Source organism: Phytopseudomonas straminea (assembly GCF_900112645.1).
Lineage (GTDB): Bacteria > Pseudomonadota > Gammaproteobacteria > Pseudomonadales > Pseudomonadaceae > Aquipseudomonas > Aquipseudomonas straminea.
In genome coordinates this window covers 15345-32867 of sequence record NZ_FOMO01000006.1, presented here as the reverse complement: position 1 = coordinate 32867, position 17523 = coordinate 15345, and the positions used below count along the sequence as shown (strand labels likewise).

The following is a 17523-nucleotide window of genomic DNA, read 5'->3' as shown; positions in this document are numbered from 1 at the left end:
AGTGGGCGGGGCTGCCTAGCTCATACTCGCGATTCGGGCGCATGGCGCCCTCACACAGTTTTGCAGGGTGAGCGCTAGCCCACCAATTGACTAAACGTGCTCAGCGCACCAGGCAGGGCTTCTTGTTATCGAAAGTCCAGCCGCTGATCAGATACTGCATGGCCACCGCATCGTTGCGCGCGCCCAGGCCCATGCCCTTGTAGCACTCGTGGGCTTTGGCTACGGCGTCCATGTCCAGCTCCACGCCGAGGCCGGGCTTCTTCGGCACCTGCACGAGACCGCCTTCGATACGCAGCGGCTCCTTGGTCAGGTGCTGGCCGTCCTGCCAGATCCAGTGGGTGTCGATGGCGGTGATCTTGCCCGGCGCGGCCGCTGCCACATGGGTGAACATGGCCAGGGACACGTCGAAGTGGTTGTTGGAGTGCGAGCCCCAGGTCAGGCCCCAGTCGTTGCACATCTGCGCTACGCGCACCGAACCCTGCATGGTCCAGAAGTGCGGGTCGGCCAGGGGGATGTCCACCGATTGCAGCTGGATCGCATGGCCCATCTGCCGCCAGTCGGTGGCGATCATGTTGGTGGCGGTCGGCAGGCCGGTGGCGCGGCGGAATTCGGCCATTACCTCACGGCCGGAATAGCCGTTCTCGGCGCCGCAGGGGTCTTCGGCGTAGGCGAGCACATGGTGTTGGTCCCGGCACAGGCGAATGGCGTCGGCCAGGGACCAGGCACCGTTCGGGTCCAGGGTGATGCGCGCTTCCGGGAAGCGCTCGGCCAGGGCGGTCACCGCTTCGATTTCCTCGTCGCCGCGCAGCACGCCGCCCTTGAGTTTGAAGTCCTTGAAGCCATAACGCTCGTAGGCGGCTTCGGCGAGGCGCACCACGCCCTGTGCGTCCAGCGCTTCTTCGTTGCGCACGCGGAACCAGGCGTTGTCGGCATCGGCTTCCTGACGATAGGGCAGGTCGGTCTTCTTGCGATCGCCGACGTAGAACAGATAGCCGAGCATTTCCACGGCATCGCGTTGCTGGCCTTCGCCGAGCAGGGCGGCGACCGGGACGTCCAGGTACTGGCCGAGCAGGTCGAGCAGGGCAGCCTCGACGGCGGTGACCGCATGGATGGTGATGCGCAGGTCGAAGGTCTGCAGACCACGGCCGCCGGAGTCACGGTCGGCGAAGGTCTGGCGCACCTGGCCGAGCAGTTTCTGGTACTGACCGATGGGTTGGCCGAGCAGCAGTTGTCGGGCGTCTTCCAGGGTCTGGCGAATGGCTTCGCCGCCCGGCACTTCACCGACGCCGACGTGGCCGGCGTTGTCGCGCAGGATCAGCAGGTTGCGGGTAAAGAAGGGCGCGTGGCCACCGCTGAGGTTGAGCAGAAAACTGTCGTGCCCGGCGACCGGGATGACTTCCAGAGCGGTGATAACCGGGGTACCTGCATGAGTGTTGTTATTGTTCATCGCGTGGTTCCTGTGCCGTTACTGACGTTAGGGAGTGTCTGGCTGCGTATCGGGCAGCGCTTAAGATAACGTTATCATCATAGCCAGATAACGTTATCATTCAAGCGAAAATTTACGGCTCGGTGGACGCGCATGTGGTCCTGAAAGGTAGGACGTAGGGTGGGGCGGGCCGCGTAGGTGCAACCCGTCAATGGATTATTGGGGCACAAGTCATTCGCGGGCATGGCCCGCTCCCACAGTTCGTAGCCCGGGCGAGCGTAGCGGCACCCGGGGCATCGCGGCGCGAACATCGCAAACCTGGATATCGCTGTGCTCTACCGCAGGCTACGAGAGGTGGTTTTGCCTTGGGCGGTGCTGGTCCACTCGATGATGGCTAAGCGGGTATCGACACGGTGCTCGGCCGGTTGGCCAGTTTGTGGATAGGGCGGGCCGCGTAGGTGAAACCCATCAATTGCCTACGAATCTAGGTTCGAGCCGTGCTGCCGCGCTCAACGATCGTGAAGCCTGTATCCACTCTCGGCTCTGCGCTCTGGCCATCGAAACGACGCAGCAGGGCTTCGGCGACCTGGTGGCCCATCTCGGTGGCATTGACGCTTACGGTGGACAGCGCCGGGTCGGCGAATTGGCCATTGAGGGTGTCGCCGAATCCCAGTACGGCGAGGTCGCCTGGCACGTTCAGCCCGCGGGTAGAGGCTTCGGCCAGTACGCCGAGGGCGACGGTGTCCGAGCTGCAGAAGATGAAGTCCGGCTTCTCGCCTGCATCGAGCAGGTTGGCCAGGCCCTTGCGGCCGACCTCCCAGGTGGCGGGCAGCGGTAGCGTCTGCACCGCCACGTTATTCACACCCAGTTCGGCGAGTCGGCCGATCACCGCCTTGCAGCGGCGCAGCGCCCGCGGGTCGTTGACGCCGATCACCGCCCAGCGGCGGTATCCCTTGGCGAAGAAGTGCTCGGCCACAGTGGCGCCGACCTGTTCGTGGGAAAAGCCCACCTGCATGTCCAGGCCGTTATCGCTCAGGTCCCAGGCCTCGACCACCGGAATACCGGCGGACGCCAATCGCTCACGGCTGGCCTGGGTGTGGAAGGTGCCGGTCAGCACGATACCGTCCGGGCGCCGGCCGAGAATGGCGGCCAGCAGGGCTTCCTCCTGCTCCGGTATATAGCCGCTGGGCCCGACCAGGGTGTGGTAGCCCGCCTCGGCGAGACGATCCATGATCGCCTGCACCACGCTGGCGTAGATCGAGTTGGCGATGGTCGGCAGCACAATGGCCACCAGGCGACTCTTGCTGGTGGCCAGGCCGCCGGCCATCAGGTTGGGCACGTAGCCCATGGCGCGCACCACTTCCAGAACATGGGCGCGGGTGGCGTCGCTCACCAGCTCCGGCCGCTGGATCGCCCGCGACACGGTGATCGGCGATACGCCGGCCCTGAGGGCGACGTCCTTGACCGTTACCGGCAGATCGCCGAGGTCGCCGCGGTCTTTGGCCAGTTCTCTACGCGATTTTCTTGCCACGGGCTGGTCTCGATGGGATGCAGTTGTGCGGAGAAGGTTACGGCAGGCGCGCCGTATTGTCGCCCGCACGCAGCATATACAGGCGGAACACCACCACCGTGGTGAACAGCTGGCAGAGGCCGAACAGCATATCCAGCAGCAGGCGCGCGGCGGGCTCGCTGGCGATATCGCCGGCCCAGAAGCTGGCGACCCATGGCGGCACCATCACCAGCATCACGCAGGTGAAGATCGGCCAGAAGTGTCCGTCGGTCAGCTGCAGGCTGGCATGCAGCGCCTGCAATGGCGTGAGGCCGCGCAGCACCAGCAGGTAATCGGCGAACACCAGCCGCACCATCAGCCACAGCCCGGGCAGGATGAACAGCGAGATGCCGAGCATGATCGCCAGGGTGCCAATGCCGGCCAGCAGCACGAAGCGCGGCCACAGGCTCAGGCTCATGGCCACCAGCGCGCCCTTGCCCGGCGCTTCGCCGCGGCTGCGCGCGTCGATGAACAGGATCAGCGCGGCGCTGTACAGCGGATAGAAGAACAGCCCGAGCAGCACTTCATAGAGCGGCACCTTGGCGGCGCTGACCAGCTCTTCGAGGTGCAGGCTCAGGAAGGCTTCGAGGAGCAGGAAGGGCAGGCACAGCACGAGGATGTGCAAGAGGTTTTGCCGGAAGAAGAACCAGGCGTCACGCAGGGCGTCGAGGGGATTCATGAATGGTCGTAGCCAGAAAAACAGGCCGCCATGATACGAGCGTGGCCGGCCTGCCACCAGTGATGACGTTCGTCGCCGCCGTGGCGCTGCCTTCGACCTCTAGGGGCCAGGGCTGGCATACTGGCCGCCGTGCAACCCGCGCGAGCCCTTGTGAGGATGTCCGGTGAAGAAAATTGCCGTGTTCGCCGACGTACAGAATCTCTACTACACCGTGCGCCAGGCCTATGGCTGCCACTTCAACTACACGGCGTTGTGGAACGAGCTGGCCGCGGGCGGCGAGATCGTCGCGGCCTACGCTTACGCCATCGACCGCGGTGACCCCAAGCAGCAGCAGTTCCAGCAGATCCTGCGTAACCTGGGCTTCACCGTGAAGCTCAAACCCTACATCCAGCGTAGCGACGGCTCGGCCAAGGGCGACTGGGACGTGGGCATCACCATCGACGTGATGGACGCCGCGGCGAATGTCGACAGCGTGGTGCTGGCCTCCGGCGACGGTGATTTCGACCTGCTGCTCGAGCGCATTCGCCAGCGTCATGGCGTCGAAGCCGTGGCTTACGGCGTGCCCGGGCTTACCGCGCAGTCGCTGGTGCGCGCAGCCAGCCGTTACGTGCCCATCGAGGGCCATCTGTTGCTCAAACACTGAGGTTCCTGTGAAACCCATCGCTGTCATCGACTTCGAAACCACCGGCATGTCGCCGGCCCAACAGGCGCGCGCCACCGAAATCGGTGTGGTGATCATCGAAGGCGGTCAGATCACCGCCCGCTACCAGAGCCTGATGAACGCCGGCGCCTGGGTGCCGCCCTTCATCGAGCAACTGACCGGCATCAGCAACGCCATGGTGCGCAGCGCGCCGCCAGCCGCCGAGGTGATGCATGAGGTCGCCGAATTCGTCGGCGACATCCCGATGCTGGCGCACAACGCCGCGTTCGACCAGAAGTTCTGGGACGCCGAGCTGGGCCTGATCGGCCGTACCCGCGTGCAGCATTTCGCCTGTTCGCTGCTGTTGTCGCGGCGTCTGTTGCCGGGTGCGCCGAGCCACAAGCTCGGCAACCTCAACCGCTGGGCGCGGCTGCCCGATACCGGCAAGGCGCACCGGGCGCTGGCTGATGCGGAAATGGCCGCCAACCTGACCCTGCACCTGTGCAAGGTGCTGCGCGAGCAGCATGGCCGCCGCGCTGTCGATCACGACTTCCTGCGTCAGCTGCAGGGCATGTCCGCCGCCAAGGTACGCGCGCTGCTCGCTGCCGCGTAGCCTGGGGTGAGCGCAGCGATACCCAGGTTTTTCTTTGCCGGGTGTCGCTGCGCTCGAAGGCTACGTCCCTCGGGTGGCAACGGCCGAGCGATAGCCACCCGGACGCGCTAAACTGCGCGCCATTTCCTTAGCTCACCATGTGCCCGCCATGACCTTCGCTTCCCTCGGCCTGATCGAACCCCTGCTGCGCTGTCTCGACGGCCTCGACTACAAGACCCCGACGCCCGTTCAGGCCCAGGCCATCGGCCCGATCATCAAGGGCCGCGATATCATGGCGGCGGCGCAGACCGGCACTGGCAAGACCGCCGCCTTCACGTTGCCGATCCTGCAGCGCCTGATGATGGAAGGCCCAGTGGTTGCCAGCAATTCGGTGCGCGCCCTGGTGCTGGTGCCGACCCGCGAGCTGGCCGAGCAGGTGCAGCAGAGCGTGCAGACCTACTCGCAGTTCCTGCCCCTGCGCAGTTATGCGGTGTACGGCGGGGTCAGCATCAACCCGCAGATGATGAAGCTGCGCAAGGGCCTTGATGTGCTGGTCGCCACGCCGGGCCGTTTGCTCGACCTGTACCGTCAGAACGCGGTGAAGTTTTCCCAGCTGCAGGTGCTGGTGCTCGACGAAGCCGACCGCATGCTCGACCTGGGCTTTGCCCGCGAGCTGGATGATCTGTTCGCCGCCCTGCCGAAGAAACGCCAGACCCTGCTGTTCTCCGCGACCTTTTCCGACGCCATCCGCGGTTTGGCCAAGGACATGCTGCGCGAGCCGCTGAGCATCGAAGTCAGCCCGCGCAACGCCGCCGCCAAGTCGGTCAAGCAGTGGCTGATTCCGGTGGACAAGAAGCGCAAGGCCGAGCTGTTCCTGCACCTGTATCGCAGCAAGAAATGGTCGCAAGTGCTGGTGTTCGCCAAGACCCGCAAGGGCGTCGACGAGCTCGAGCAGGCGCTGCTGGCCGAAGGTATCCGAGCCGACTCGATCCACGGTGACAAGCCGCAGCCGACGCGCCTGCGTGCCCTTCAGCGCTTCAAGGCTGGCGAAGTCGACGTGCTGGTGGCCACCGACGTGGCCGCCCGTGGCCTGGATATCGACGACCTGCCGCTGGTGGTCAACTTCGACCTGCCCATCGTCGCCGAAGACTACGTGCACCGCATCGGCCGCACTGGCCGTGCGGGCGCCACTGGCCAGGCGGTATCGCTGGTCTGCGCCGACGAGGTGCAACTGCTGTCGGCCATCGAGGCGCTGATCCAGCAGATCCTGCAGCGCGTCGACGAACCGGACTTCATCCCCGACCACCGCGTGCCGCAGACGGTCGCTGGTGGCCTGGTGGTGAAAAAGCCCAAGAAACCGAAAAAGCCCAAGGTGGTGGGCGGCGGTAAAGCCGGTGGTCTGGGCCGCTGGATGGAAAGCGACGAGCCGGCCGAACCGCCGGTCAAGGCTATCCGCAAGGTGCCGAGTTTCGGTGGTAAGCCGAAGGGGAAGCGTTAGCAATGGCGACGGAAGCGGCCGGGCTCAGATTTCCTGGCCGATCTTCCACAGCACGCCGCTGGGGTCGAAGACGATAAATTCGCGAATGCCCCAGGGCTGATCCTCTGGGGCGAAGGTGCGCACGCCGAAGCGCTCGCCGATGTTCTCCCCTTGCACATGGCCCCACCAGGCCTGCACGTCATCGACCATCAGGTGCATGACGAAATTCTCCGCCTGCTCCTTCACGTAGAAGTTCTGCAGCAGAAAGGCGCAGTGCTCGCCGTGGCTGAAGTAGCTCATCTCGTCCGTTTGCCACGCCGCCTTGAAGCCCAGGGCGGTGTAGAAGGCCTGGCTGAGGGGGTAGTCCCTGGCCGGAACGAAGGTTTTGAGTTGCAGGCTCGTGAGCATGGATTTTCCTCTTCCCTGGATTATCGAGCGCGGGCCTTGAGCCAGCGCAGCATGCCCTGGCCGGCCACGCGGCCGCTGGCGAAGCAGGCGGTGAGCAGGTAGCCACCGGTGGGTGCTTCCCAGTCGAGCATTTCACCGGCGCAGAAGGTGCCGGGCAGTTGCGTCAGCATCAGATTGTCGTCGAGGGCTTCGAAAGGTACACCGCCGGCGCTGCTGATCGCTTCTTCGATCGGGCGCGCCTGGCGCAGGGTGATCGGCAGCGCCTTGATGGCTGCGGCCAGGCGCTGGGGATCGTTGAAAAGCTCAGCGGGCGTCACCTCGCGCAGCAGCGCCGCCTTCACGCCATCCAGGCCAGCCTGGCGATGCAGGTGCTTGGCCATAGAGTTCGAGCCGCGGGGTTTGCTCAGGGCGTTGCCAAGGGCCGCTTCGCTGCGCTGTGGCAGCAGGTCGAGGTAGACGCTACAGCTGCCGTCGCGAGTGATGCGCTGGCGAATGCCAGCGGACAACGCATACACCAGGCTGCCTTCGATGCCAGTGGCGGTCAGCACGAATTCGCCTGGGCGCGGCGCTTCGTCTGGCAAACCCAGCGCCACGTTCTTCAGCGGCGCACCGGCGAACTTTTCGCGCAGCAGCGGGCTCCAGGCCGCCACGTCGAACCCGCAGTTGCTTGGTTGTAGCGGCACGACGGGCACGCCAGCCTGTTGCAAACGTGCCACCCAGCTGCCGTCCGAACCGAGCCGCGGCCAGCTGCCACCGCCCAGGGCCAGCAGCACCGCATCGGCGCGGTGCTGCTTTTCACCTTCGGGGCCCTCCACACGCAGGCTGCCGTCGGCATTCCAGCCCAGCCAGCGGTGCCGGGTGTGCAACTGCACACCGGCCTCGCGCAGGCGCTTGAGCCAGGCGCGCAGCAGAGGCGCGGCCTTCATGTCGGTAGGAAATACGCGGCCCGAGGTGCCGACGAAGGTGTCGATGCCCAGGCCATGGATCCATTCGCGCAGTGCATCGGCATCGAAGCCTTGCAGCAGGGCGTGGATTTCCCGCTCGCGCTCGCCGTAGCGGCCGACGAAGGCTGGATAGGCTTCGGAGTGGGTGATGTTCATGCCGCCGACGCCAGCGAGCAGAAACTTGCGGCCTACCGAGGGCATGGCGTCGTAGAGGCCGACCCGCACGCCAGCGAGTGCCAGGGTTTCGGCGGCCATCAGGCCGGCAGGGCCGCCGCCGATGATGGCGACGGACAGGGAGTTCTGGGTCATAAGGCTTGGCGAAGTTGGGCTGGCGCGCATTCTAACGCAGGCTTCGCCATCGGGCATGAGCGCCGCACAGAGCGGCGCCCGTACTGCTTACTACTGCTGACGCGCTTGCGACTCGGTCTGCTGTTGCATGCTGGCCTGGGCGGCTTTGGCCCTCTCTACATATTGCTGGTATGCGGGGATCGCGGTGGCAGCGAGAAAACCGATCATTACCAGCATGGCAAAGCCACCGGCCAGGCCGATCAACCAGGCACTGCCTTTGGTCCGGCCATATTTGGCATTCCATTTCTGCTCACTGGTGCAGAAGAACACGATGGCCTCAATCAGCGAAATCAGGCTTGGAATGCCAGTGCCCCAGAACAGCAGATAGAACAGTCCCCACCACTGGCCCAGATAGAAACGATGGAAGCCTAGACCGCCGAGGAACAGCGCGAGCAGGCCCGCGGTGATTTTGCTGCGAGGGTTGAGATTCTGGTTGGCATTGCAGTTCGAACAGGTCTGCGCGGTAGCTGTAATGCGCGAGCCGCATTGACGGCAGTACACGCTTTCTACTTCGAGGTTGGCGCTGGGCGCCTGGTAGGCATTGGCTTGCATGGAAACATCCTTGTGTGTGAGGCGGCGACTCTAGCAGCGGGCAGAGGTGACTGCTAGCAGTCAGCCATTATTCTGCGAGCACATGTTTGTTGAGGGAAGGTCTGCTCGCAGCGGTGCTACCCGAGCCCTCGCTGCTGCCATACCCGCGCGGCGCTGTGGTGGAGGATGCCGTGGCGGCGGGCGAGGGCGTGGCGGTCCTTGCTGTAGCCGCCGCCGATCACGCAGGCCACGGGAATGTCGCGGCCCAGGCAGTGGTTGAGCACGGCCTCGTCGCGGGCGGCGACGCCGGCGTCGGTGAGTTGCAGGTAGCCTAGTGCGTCGTCCTTGTGCACATCGACGCCGGCGTCGTAGAGCACGATGTCCGGCTGGTACAGGGCCAGCAGATAAGCCAGGGTGTCGTCGATCACCTTGAGGTAATCGGCGTCGCTCATGCCGCGCGGCAGCGGGATGTCCCAGTCGCTGCTGGCCTTGCGCGCCGGGTAGTTCTGCTCGCAGTGCAGGGACACGGTGATCGCGTCGGGCTCGTGCTCGAGCAGGCGCGCGGTGCCGTCGCCCTGGTGCACGTCGCAGTCGAAGATCAGCACGCGCCCGGCCTTGCCGCTTTCCAGCAGGTAGCGGGCGATCACCGCCAGGTCGTTGAAGATGCAGAAGCCCGCCGGGTAATCGTAGTGGGCGTGGTGGGTGCCGCCGGCCAGGTGGCAGGCCAGGCCGTGCTGCAGGGCCTGCTCGGTGGCCAGCAGCGAGCCGCCGACGGCCCGCACGGTGCGCCGCGCCAGTTCCGGGCTCCAGGGCAGGCCGAGGCGGCGCTGGTCTTCGTGGCTCAGCTCGCCGCTCAGGTAGCGCTCTATATAGGCGGGGCAGTGGCAGAGGGCGAGGATATCGGCCGGGCAGATTTCCGGGCGCAGCAGTTCTTCATCTCGAGTCAGGCCGCTGGCCACCAGGTAATCGCGCAGCAGGCGGAATTTCTCCATCGGGAAGCGATGGCCGTCGGGGAACGGCGGGCTGTAGTCGTCGTGGTAGATCAGCGGCAGGGGCATACAATGGCGGTCATCGGGTGAACCTGAGGCAGTATGCATGAGAAGCGAAGTGGAAGGGACCGAGCTGCAGACGCCGCGCCTGCTGATGCGCGCCTGGCGTGACGAGGACCTGGACGAGCTGGCGACGCTGTGCGTGGACCCGGCGGTGATGCGCCATTTCCCGGCGACCTTGAACCGCGAGCAGAGCCAGGCGCTGCTCATTCGTTTGCAGCAGCACTTCGCGGAGCATGGCTTTACCTTCTGGTCGCTGTGGAGCCGCGAGGACGAGCGCTTCGTCGGGATGACCGGATTGGCCCATGTCGGCTTCGAGGCGAGTTTCACGCCGGCGGTGGAGATTGGCTGGCGCCTATCGCCAGCATTCTGGGGCCAGGGCCTGGCCCAGGAAGCGGCACGGGCCTCGCTGGATTTTGCCTTCACGCAGCTGGCGGTTGATCGCGTGGTGGCATTCACCACGCTTTCCAACACGCCATCGCAGCGGGTGATGCAGGGGCTCGGCATGCAGGCCGCCGGCGAATTCGAGCACCCGTCGCTGGCGCCCGGGCACCCGCTGCGCCGCCACGTGCTGTATGAAATGCCCCGCAGCGAATGGCCGAAGCGGAGCTGAGCCTGTCGTCCATGACACCACGGCGCGATTCCTGAGCGGCGGCAAAGGCATTACCATTCAGCATCCGCGCAGCCCGCGCGTGTCGCAGCATTGCCCTGGATAGGGCCCGTGGAGATCGCTTATGAGTCAAGTCCTGAATGAGTTGGTGGCACTGCTGAGCCTGGAAGCCATCGAGGAAAACCTGTTCCGCGGCGTGAGCCAGGATCTGGGCTTTCGCCAGCTCTTCGGTGGTCAGGTACTTGGCCAGTGCGTGTCGGCGGCCACCCAGACGGTCGAGGCCGACCGCCATGTGCATTCGCTGCACGGCTACTTTCTGCGCCCGGGCGATGCCACGCTGCCGGTTGTCTACCAGGTCGACCGTGTGCGTGACGGTGGCAGCTTCAGCACGCGCCGGGTAACGGCGGTGCAGAAGGGCAAGGCGATCTTCACCTGCAGCGCCTCGTTCCAGTACCAGGAAGACGGCTTCCACCACCAGGCGCAGATGCCCGACGTGCCAGGGCCTGAGGGCCTGCGCTCGGAGACCGAACTGGCCAGCCAGGTCGCCGACATGCTGCCGCCGCGGGTGCGCGAGCGCGTGCTGTTCGACAAGCCCATCGAGATCCGCCCGGTCACCGTCGACAACCCGTTCGCCCCCCAGGTCAGCGAACCGGTTAAGTACGTGTGGTTCCGCGCCGACGGCGAGCTGCCGGACATTCCGGCCATCCATAAGTACCTGCTGGGCTACGCCTCGGACTTCAACCTGCTGACCACCTCGATGCTGCCCCACGGCGTTTCGGTGTGGCAGAAGTTCATGCAGGTGGCCAGCCTCGACCACTCCATCTGGTTCCATGGCAACCTGCGCATGGATGATTGGCTGCTCTACGCCATGGACAGCCCCTGGGCCGGCAACGCCCGCGGCTTCTCGCGTGGCAGCGTATTCAACCGCCAGGGCCAGCTGGTCGCCTCGGTCGCCCAGGAAGGTTTGATCCGCCTGCGTGAAGACTGGCGCTGAGGTGTAGGTGTGATCAACCGCTAGCGAGCAGGTATGCTGCGGCCTCGATTCCACGCTTGCCGGAGGGGCGATGAGCCTGCAGCGCTATACCCATTGGGTGTTCGACATGGACGGCACCCTGACCATTGCCGTGCACGATTTCGCCGCCATCCGCGTGGCGCTGGACATCCCGCCCGAAGACGACATCCTCCATCACCTGGCCGCCTTGCCGCTTGAGGTGTCGAAGGCCAAGCACGCCTGGTTGCTGGAGCACGAACGTGAACTGGCCATCGCCTCACGCCCGGCTGCTGGCGCGGTAGCCCTGGTGCGTGGCCTGCATGCCCGCGGCCTGCGCCTGGGCATTCTCACCCGTAACGCCCGTGAGCTGGCACTGCTGACCTTGCAGGCCATCGGCGTGGACGACTGCTTCACGCCGGCCGACATCCTCGGCCGGGATGAGGCGCCGCCCAAGCCCGACCCAGGCGGCCTGCTGCACCTGGCCGACCGCTGGCAGGTCACCCCCCAGGACATGGTGATGGTCGGCGATCACCGCCATGACCTGGCCAGCGGCCGTGCCGCCGGCACTGCTACTGTGCTGGTCAACCTGCCGAGCAATCCCTGGCCGGAGCTGACCGATCATTTCGTCGCCGATTGCGCGGCGCTTCAGCGTCTGGCGCTGGGCGCCGCAGCAGCAGGCTGACAGCAGCTGCTGCCTGCCTGCAGGTCTTCGAGGATCGGGCAGTCGGGGCGATTGTCGCCCTGGCAGTGATCGACCAGGGTTTGCAGGGTGTCACGCAGCGCTTCGAGTTCGGCGATCTTGCCGTTGAGTGCCTCGATATGTTCCACCGCCAGAGCCTTCACATCGGCGCTGGCCCGCTCGCGGTCGTGCCACAGGGCCAGCAGCCTGCCGGACTCGGCAAGCGAGAAGCCTAGGTCACGGGCGCGGCGGATGAAGCGCAGGCGCTGCAGGTCATCCTCGCCGTACTGGCGATAGCCGCTCTCGCTGCGCCCGGCGCTGGGCAGCAGGCCGATGGCTTCGTAGTAGCGGATCATCTTGGCGCTGAGCCCGGTGTGCTTGGCGGCCTGACCGATATTCATCGCGTTAATCCTCGAAATGGGGGCGCCAGGTTTTCAAGAGCAGGGCATTGCTCACCACGCTGACGCTCGACAACGCCATGACCGCGCCGGCGAGCATCGGGTCGAGCAGCCCGAAAGCCGCCAGGGGAATACCCACCAGGTTGTAGATGAATGCCCAGAACAGATTCTGGCGGATCTTCGCATAGGTGCGCCGGGCGATATCCAGGGCGGCAGGTACCAGGCGCGGGTCGCCGCGCATCAGGGTGATGCCGGCTGCCTGCATGGCCACGTCGGTGCCGCCGCCCATGGCGATGCCGACGTGTGCCGCTGCCAGGGCCGGGGCATCGTTGATGCCGTCGCCGACCATGGCCACAACGCCATTGGCCTTCAGCTCGCGGACGATACGCGCCTTGTCCGCTGGTAGCACCTGAGCATGCACCGACTCGATACCCAGCTGGCGGGCAACCGCCCCGGCGCTGCCCGTGTTGTCGCCGCTGATCAGGTGGCTGTCGATATGCCGGACCTTGAGGGAGGCGATAGCGTCCTGGGCACCGTCCTTGAGGGTATCGCCGAAGGCGAACAAGGCCCGCACCCGTGGAGCGTAGCCTTGTTCGACCAGCCATGAGAGCGTGCGTCCTTCTGCCTCCCAACGCCGTGCGGATTCTGCCAGTTCAGTTGGCTCGGCGGCGCCACTTTCCTCCAGTAGACGGCGGTTACCGAGCAGCAGCTTGCGACCTTCCATTTCTCCAGCAATGCCGCGGCCGGCCAGAGCCTGGCTGTTGCCGAGCGTGGTCAGTGCCAGGCCAGCCTCCTGGCAACTCAGCAGTACGGCCTTGGCCAGTGGGTGTTCACTGCCTTGTTGCAGCGTGCCAGCCAAGCGCAGCGCTTGTTGGTCATCGATCCCGGCGGCGTGCAGGTGCGCGATCCGCGGTGTTCCGGAGGTCAGGGTGCCGGTCTTGTCGAAGGCCACCACGGTCACGCCATGGGCGACTTCCAGGGCTTCGGCGTCCTTGATCAGAATTCCGTGGCGGGCCGCCACGCCGGTGCCTGCCATGATCGCCGTGGGCGTCGCCAGGCCCAGGGCGCAAGGGCAGGCGATCACCAGTACGGCGACGGCGTTAAGCAGCGCCTGCTCGATGCCTGCCCCGATGGCCAGCCAGGTGATCAGGGTGAGTAGGGCGATCAGCAGGACCACCGGCACGAATACCCGGCTGACCCGATCCACCAGTTTCTGGATCGGCGCCTTGGCGGCCTGGGCGTCTTCGACCAGGCGGATGATGCGCGCCAGCACGGTTTCCGCACCGAGGGCGGTGGTCTCGATCAGCAGGCGGCCTTCGCCATTGATCGCGCCGGCGGTCACCTGATCGCCCGGCGCCTTGGCTTGGGGCAGGCTTTCGCCGCTGATCAGTGCCTCGTCGGCGTGGCTGTGGCCTTCCAACACCTTGCCGTCGACTGCGAAGCGCTCGCCGGGCCGGACTACGATCTGGTCGCCGATGCTCAGCGCACTGACCGCGATCCGCTGTTCGACACCGCCTTGCAGGCGAGTTGCCTCGTCCGGGCGCAGCGCCTGCAGGGCGCGAATGGCACCCGTGGTCTGGCGCTTGGCGCGGCTCTCCAGGTATTTGCCGAGCAGGATCAGCGCGATGATCACCGCCGAGGCTTCGAAGTACAGGTGCGGCATCTGCCCGGGCGGGGTGATCGTCCATTGATAGAGGCTCAGGCCATACCCGGCACTGGTGCCGAGGGCGACCAGCTGATCCATATTGCCGGCGCCGCTGCGTAACGCGTGCCAGGCGGCGCGATAAAACCGGGCTCCGAGGATGAACTGCACTGGCGTGGCCAGCATGAACTGCGCCCAGGCCGGCAGCATCAGGTGCACGCCAAGAGGCGTGAGCAGCATGGGTAGCACCAGCGGCGCGGCCAGCAGCAGGGCCAGTGCCAGCCGCCAGCGTTCGTTGCGTAACTGGCGCTCGGCGCTGTCGTCTTTGTCGGTGTTCATTTCCTGCGTACTGGCCGAATAGCCCGCGGCATCCACTGCCTTCAGCAACGCCTGGGTATCGGTGCCCGGCAGCACTTGCAGTCGCGCTCGTTCGGTAGCCAGGTTGACGCTCGCCGAGAGCACGCCGGGCTGCCTGCTCAGTGCCCGCTCGACGCGCCCTACGCAGCTGGCGCAGGTCATGCCGGTGATGGCCAGATCCAGTGTCTGTCCTGGTACTTCGTAGCCAGCCTTTTCCACCGCAGCCACCAGCGCCGGCAGTTGCTCTGCCGGTGCTTGTACCCGTGCCCGCTCGCTGGCCAGGTTGACGCTGGCGTCGCTGACCTGGGCCACGCCGCGCAGGGCGCGTTCGACCCGGCCGGCACAGCTGGCGCAGGTCATGCCGCGAATCGGCAGATCGAAGCTGGACATGGTGGCCTCCGTGATGCCTGACAGATGCCTACAGGATCAACCTTGCCATATGGGCAAGGTCAAGCCCTGCTGCGACCGTCCGAAATCACTGGCTGGAAGGCGCGGGCGTCAGGTAGGGGCCAGAAGGGTTCAGTGCGATGCGGTAGCGGCGGATTTCACCGGCCTGCAGCACCATGCGTTGGCTGTCCAGGGGCGTGATGCCGGCCTGGCAGCTTTCCGTGCCGATCATGCCCAAGCGCACCGAGACATCGCCGGGCGGCAGGTTGAACGATACCGACTGGCCTTGGAACAGCCGCGCGGCGAGCTGATCCTGCAGGTACACGCCGAATTCGCACGGCGAGGCCACTTCCAGGCGCTCGCGGGAAATGATCAGCACGGCGTAACCGTCGCCCATGGTGGTGTGCGACGGCAGTACCTGGGCGAGTGCCGGCAGGGGTAGGGCGAGAAATAGTGAGAACAGAAGGTGGCGCATGGTCAGACCATAGGATGGTTGAGTGATCTGAGCTTGGCTGAGGTTGGCGGGTTCAACAAGCCGCGTGTTGACCTTGCCACGAGGGCAAGCCCGATACTCGCCGGCACCCCAATCAGCGCCTACGGGCTGAGGAGAAGACGATGCAAATATTCAAGGTTGAAGGCATGACGTGCGCGCACTGCGAGCGGGCGATCACCGGCGCCGTCCAGGCAGTCGATGGTGCGGCGCAGGTGCAGGTGGACCTGGCTGCCGGCGAGGTGCGCGTGCATACCACGCACCCGGTCGATCAGGTACTCGAGGCAATCATTAACGAAGGCTACAAGGCCGAAGCGGTACCAGCGGCTAAGACCAGTCACTGATCAGGCCGCGGAACAGCCCGTCGAACATCACCGGGCCGTCCTGCACCGGATCGAACAGCTTGTCGTCGCGCAGCCAGTCGCTGAGCATGCCGACGATCAGCGCGTGCAGGGTGCGGGCTGCCAGTCGCGGCGTCATGCCAGGGCGCAGCCTCTTCATGGTGGCGGGCTGCGCGAAGATGCCTTCACACAGGGCGATGAACTGATTGACGAAGGCATCGTGCCGCTCTTCGGCTTCGCGCAGTTCTTCGGTGAATTCGCAGCGATGCAGCAGGATGGTGAAGATGCGCCGCTTCTGCTCATCTTTAGCGATGCCGGCGATACCTTCGACGCATAGCGCATGCAGGGATTGCAGGCCATTGGCCTGGTCTTCCTGCAGGCGGCCGGCCAGTTGTTCAGGTGGCAGGCGGACCTGACTGAGCATGTCGTGGAACAGGTGGGCCTTGTTCTGGAAATGCCAGTACACCGCGCCGCGGGTGACACCGGCGTGCTTGGCGATGTGTTCGAGGCTGGTATGAGCGACGCCTTTCTCCAGAAACAGCACTTCGGCGGAGGCCAGGATGGAGGTGCGGGTCTGCTCGGCTTGCTCTTTGGTTCGGCGCATACGACAGGGATCAATCGGTTCAGGAAGCTGCGAGTGTAATTATTTTTTGCAGCCGATGTTTGTTTTACAGACGAACTTGTATGTAATTGCGCACGTCTCACCTGCTTTCGACGCGCGCCGCGTTCGCTTTCCATTCATCCCGAGGTGGGACACCTGTCGAGTACCTTGCCAATGCCGCTTCGCCTGTTACTGATTCTTGGCGCGCTCAGCGCCTTCGGCCCACTGGCCATCGATTTCTACCTGCCCAGCTTCCCCACGCTGGCGCAAGCGTTTGCCACTGACACCGAACATGTACAGCTCTCGCTAGCCTCCTATTTCGCCGGCCTTGCCATCGGGCAATTGGTCTACGGGCCGCTGGCCGACCGTTTTGGCCGGCGCACGCCGCTTCTGGTCGGCGTGTCGCTGTTCACCCTGGCGTCACTGGCCTGCGCCCTGGCACCGAGCCTTGAATGGCTGATCGCTGCACGTTTCGTCCAGGCCCTGGGCGGTTGCGCGGGGATGGTGATTTCCCGCGCAGTGGTGCGCGACCTGTGCGACCCGATCAGCTCCGCCAAGGTGTTCTCGCAACTGATGCTGGTGATGGGCCTGGCACCGATCCTCGCGCCGGTAGCCGGTGGGCTGTTGCTGAACCTGTTCGGCTGGCCGTCGATCTTCATCTGCCTGACATTGTTCAGCGCCGCCTGCCTGTTCGCCCTCGGCCGTTGGCTACCGGAAACCCTCAGCCCGAGCATTCAGCCGCCGCCGCTGAGCGGCGCGCTGCGCGAGTATCGGCGGCTATTCGGCGACCTGCCCTTTATCGGCCATGCACTGACCGGCGGCTTGGCGATTGCCGGTATGTTCGCCTATATCGCCGGCTCGCCCTTCGTGTTCATCCAGCTTTATGGCGTACCGGCCGAGCATTACGGCTGGCTGTTCGGCACCAACGCCGCAGGTTTCATTCTCGCCGCCCAGGTGAATGCCTGGCTGGTGGCGCGGCACGGGCCGGCCTACTGGGCGCGGCGGATCGTCTGGTTCTACCTGGCCTGCGGCGCCACTTTGCTGGTGTTGGCGTGGATCGGGCCAAAGGCGCTGTGGCCATTGATGATCCCGCTGTTCGGCTGCATCGCTTCGCTGGGTATTCTGCTGCCCAATACCTCGGCCTGCGCCATGGCCGGCCAGGGCCGCCATGCTGGCAGTGCGTCGGCGCTGATGGGTAGCCTGCAGTTCACCATCGCGGCGAGCGCGGCCTCGCTGGTCGGTGCGCTGCATGACGGCAGTGCTGTGCCGATGGCGCTGGTCATTTCCGGCTGCGGCGTGCTGGCCGTCAGCGCTTCGCTGTTCACCCGTTGGGCGGAGCGACGCGCCGGCCACCCGAACGCTTGAGGTTTAGCCCGCCAGCGGA

General features: G+C 65.4%; 19 protein-coding genes. 8 read left to right on the top strand and 11 right to left on the bottom strand.

Going from position 1 to position 17523, the window contains the following annotated elements; translation table 11 throughout:
- Positions 1-100: 100 nt before the first annotated feature.
- From gudD to BM279_RS15565, 3 genes are all read right to left on the bottom strand, one after another.
- Positions 101-1447 (bottom strand): glucarate dehydratase, encoded by a 1347-nt coding sequence (gene gudD / locus BM279_RS15575; RefSeq protein WP_093505182.1) that lies wholly within the window; start codon positions 1445-1447, stop codon positions 101-103.
- Positions 1448-1910: 463 nt separating this feature from the next.
- A complete protein-coding gene (locus BM279_RS15570) occupies positions 1911-2957 on the bottom strand; it encodes a LacI family DNA-binding transcriptional regulator (RefSeq protein WP_093505180.1) in 1047 nt (348 codons plus the stop codon).
- A 37-nt stretch (positions 2958-2994) separates the two neighbouring features.
- Entirely contained in the window at positions 2995-3654 is a 660-nt protein-coding gene (locus BM279_RS15565) for a YciC family protein (RefSeq protein ID WP_093505178.1), read from the bottom strand.
- 163 nt (positions 3655-3817) lie between these two features.
- Here BM279_RS15565 and BM279_RS15560 point away from each other — a divergent pair, with 163 nt between their 5' ends.
- From BM279_RS15560 to rhlE1, 3 genes are all read left to right on the top strand, one after another.
- Positions 3818-4297: an NYN domain-containing protein gene (locus BM279_RS15560; RefSeq protein ID WP_093505176.1), complete on the top strand. Its 480-nt coding sequence runs from the start codon at positions 3818-3820 to the stop codon at positions 4295-4297.
- A gap of 7 nt (positions 4298-4304) precedes the next feature.
- Positions 4305-4907: a 3'-5' exonuclease gene (locus BM279_RS15555; protein WP_093505174.1), complete on the top strand. Its 603-nt coding sequence runs from the start codon at positions 4305-4307 to the stop codon at positions 4905-4907.
- 148 nt (positions 4908-5055) lie between these two features.
- Entirely contained in the window at positions 5056-6384 is a 1329-nt protein-coding gene (gene rhlE1 / locus BM279_RS15550; protein WP_093505172.1) for an RNA helicase RhlE1, read from the top strand.
- Between the two features lie 24 nt (positions 6385-6408).
- Here rhlE1 and BM279_RS15545 read toward each other — a convergent pair whose 3' ends face one another.
- From BM279_RS15545 to BM279_RS15530, 4 genes are all read right to left on the bottom strand, one after another.
- Positions 6409-6771: a VOC family protein gene (locus tag BM279_RS15545; protein WP_093505170.1), complete on the bottom strand. Its 363-nt coding sequence runs from the start codon at positions 6769-6771 to the stop codon at positions 6409-6411.
- A gap of 20 nt (positions 6772-6791) precedes the next feature.
- Complete coding sequence (locus tag BM279_RS15540; RefSeq protein ID WP_093505168.1) at positions 6792-8024, bottom strand: TIGR03862 family flavoprotein; 1233 nt, start codon at positions 8022-8024, stop codon at positions 6792-6794.
- A gap of 90 nt (positions 8025-8114) precedes the next feature.
- The gene (locus BM279_RS15535; protein WP_093505166.1) at positions 8115-8615 is read right to left on the bottom strand and encodes an NINE protein; all 501 of its coding nucleotides are present in this window, start codon (positions 8613-8615) and stop codon (positions 8115-8117) included.
- A 116-nt stretch (positions 8616-8731) separates the two neighbouring features.
- Positions 8732-9652, bottom strand: a complete 921-nt coding sequence (locus BM279_RS15530; protein ID WP_093505164.1) for a histone deacetylase family protein — start codon at positions 9650-9652, stop codon at positions 8732-8734.
- A gap of 37 nt (positions 9653-9689) precedes the next feature.
- On the opposite strand from BM279_RS15530, the gene BM279_RS15525 reads away from it, so the two are divergent.
- The 3 genes from BM279_RS15525 to BM279_RS15515 all read left to right on the top strand — a co-directional run bounded on the left by BM279_RS15525 (position 9690) and on the right by BM279_RS15515 (position 11926).
- Positions 9690-10256, top strand: coding sequence for a GNAT family N-acetyltransferase (locus tag BM279_RS15525; RefSeq protein ID WP_093505163.1), 567 nt, complete (start codon positions 9690-9692; stop codon positions 10254-10256).
- 121 nt (positions 10257-10377) lie between these two features.
- Positions 10378-11247 (top strand): acyl-CoA thioesterase II, encoded by an 870-nt coding sequence (tesB, locus tag BM279_RS15520; RefSeq protein ID WP_093505161.1) that lies wholly within the window; start codon positions 10378-10380, stop codon positions 11245-11247.
- Positions 11248-11317: 70 nt separating this feature from the next.
- Positions 11318-11926 (top strand): HAD family hydrolase, encoded by a 609-nt coding sequence (locus tag BM279_RS15515; RefSeq protein WP_093505159.1) that lies wholly within the window; start codon positions 11318-11320, stop codon positions 11924-11926.
- On the opposite strand, the gene cueR is transcribed toward BM279_RS15515, so the two are convergent.
- The 3 genes from cueR to BM279_RS15500 all read right to left on the bottom strand — a co-directional run bounded on the left by cueR (position 11890) and on the right by BM279_RS15500 (position 15182).
- A complete protein-coding gene (gene cueR, locus BM279_RS15510) occupies positions 11890-12324 on the bottom strand; it encodes a Cu(I)-responsive transcriptional regulator (RefSeq protein WP_093505157.1) in 435 nt (144 codons plus the stop codon). The two genes, BM279_RS15515 and cueR, sit on opposite strands and share 37 nt — an antisense overlap.
- 4 nt (positions 12325-12328) lie before the next feature.
- Entirely contained in the window at positions 12329-14710 is a 2382-nt protein-coding gene (locus BM279_RS15505; RefSeq protein ID WP_093505155.1) for a heavy metal translocating P-type ATPase, read from the bottom strand.
- Positions 14711-14795: 85 nt separating this feature from the next.
- Positions 14796-15182, bottom strand: coding sequence for a hypothetical protein (locus BM279_RS15500; RefSeq protein WP_093505153.1), 387 nt, complete (start codon positions 15180-15182; stop codon positions 14796-14798).
- Positions 15183-15322: 140 nt separating this feature from the next.
- Here BM279_RS15500 and BM279_RS15495 point away from each other — a divergent pair, with 140 nt between their 5' ends.
- Positions 15323-15541: a heavy-metal-associated domain-containing protein gene (locus BM279_RS15495; protein WP_093505151.1), complete on the top strand. Its 219-nt coding sequence runs from the start codon at positions 15323-15325 to the stop codon at positions 15539-15541.
- Here BM279_RS15495 and BM279_RS15490 read toward each other — a convergent pair.
- A complete protein-coding gene (locus BM279_RS15490; protein WP_093505149.1) occupies positions 15525-16142 on the bottom strand; it encodes a TetR family transcriptional regulator in 618 nt (205 codons plus the stop codon). The two genes, BM279_RS15495 and BM279_RS15490, sit on opposite strands and share 17 nt — an antisense overlap.
- A 171-nt stretch (positions 16143-16313) precedes the next feature.
- Between BM279_RS15490 and BM279_RS15485 the strand changes: the two genes are divergently transcribed.
- Positions 16314-17504 (top strand): multidrug effflux MFS transporter, encoded by a 1191-nt coding sequence (locus BM279_RS15485; RefSeq protein ID WP_093505147.1) that lies wholly within the window; start codon positions 16314-16316, stop codon positions 17502-17504.
- Positions 17505-17523: the final 19 nt, after the last annotated feature.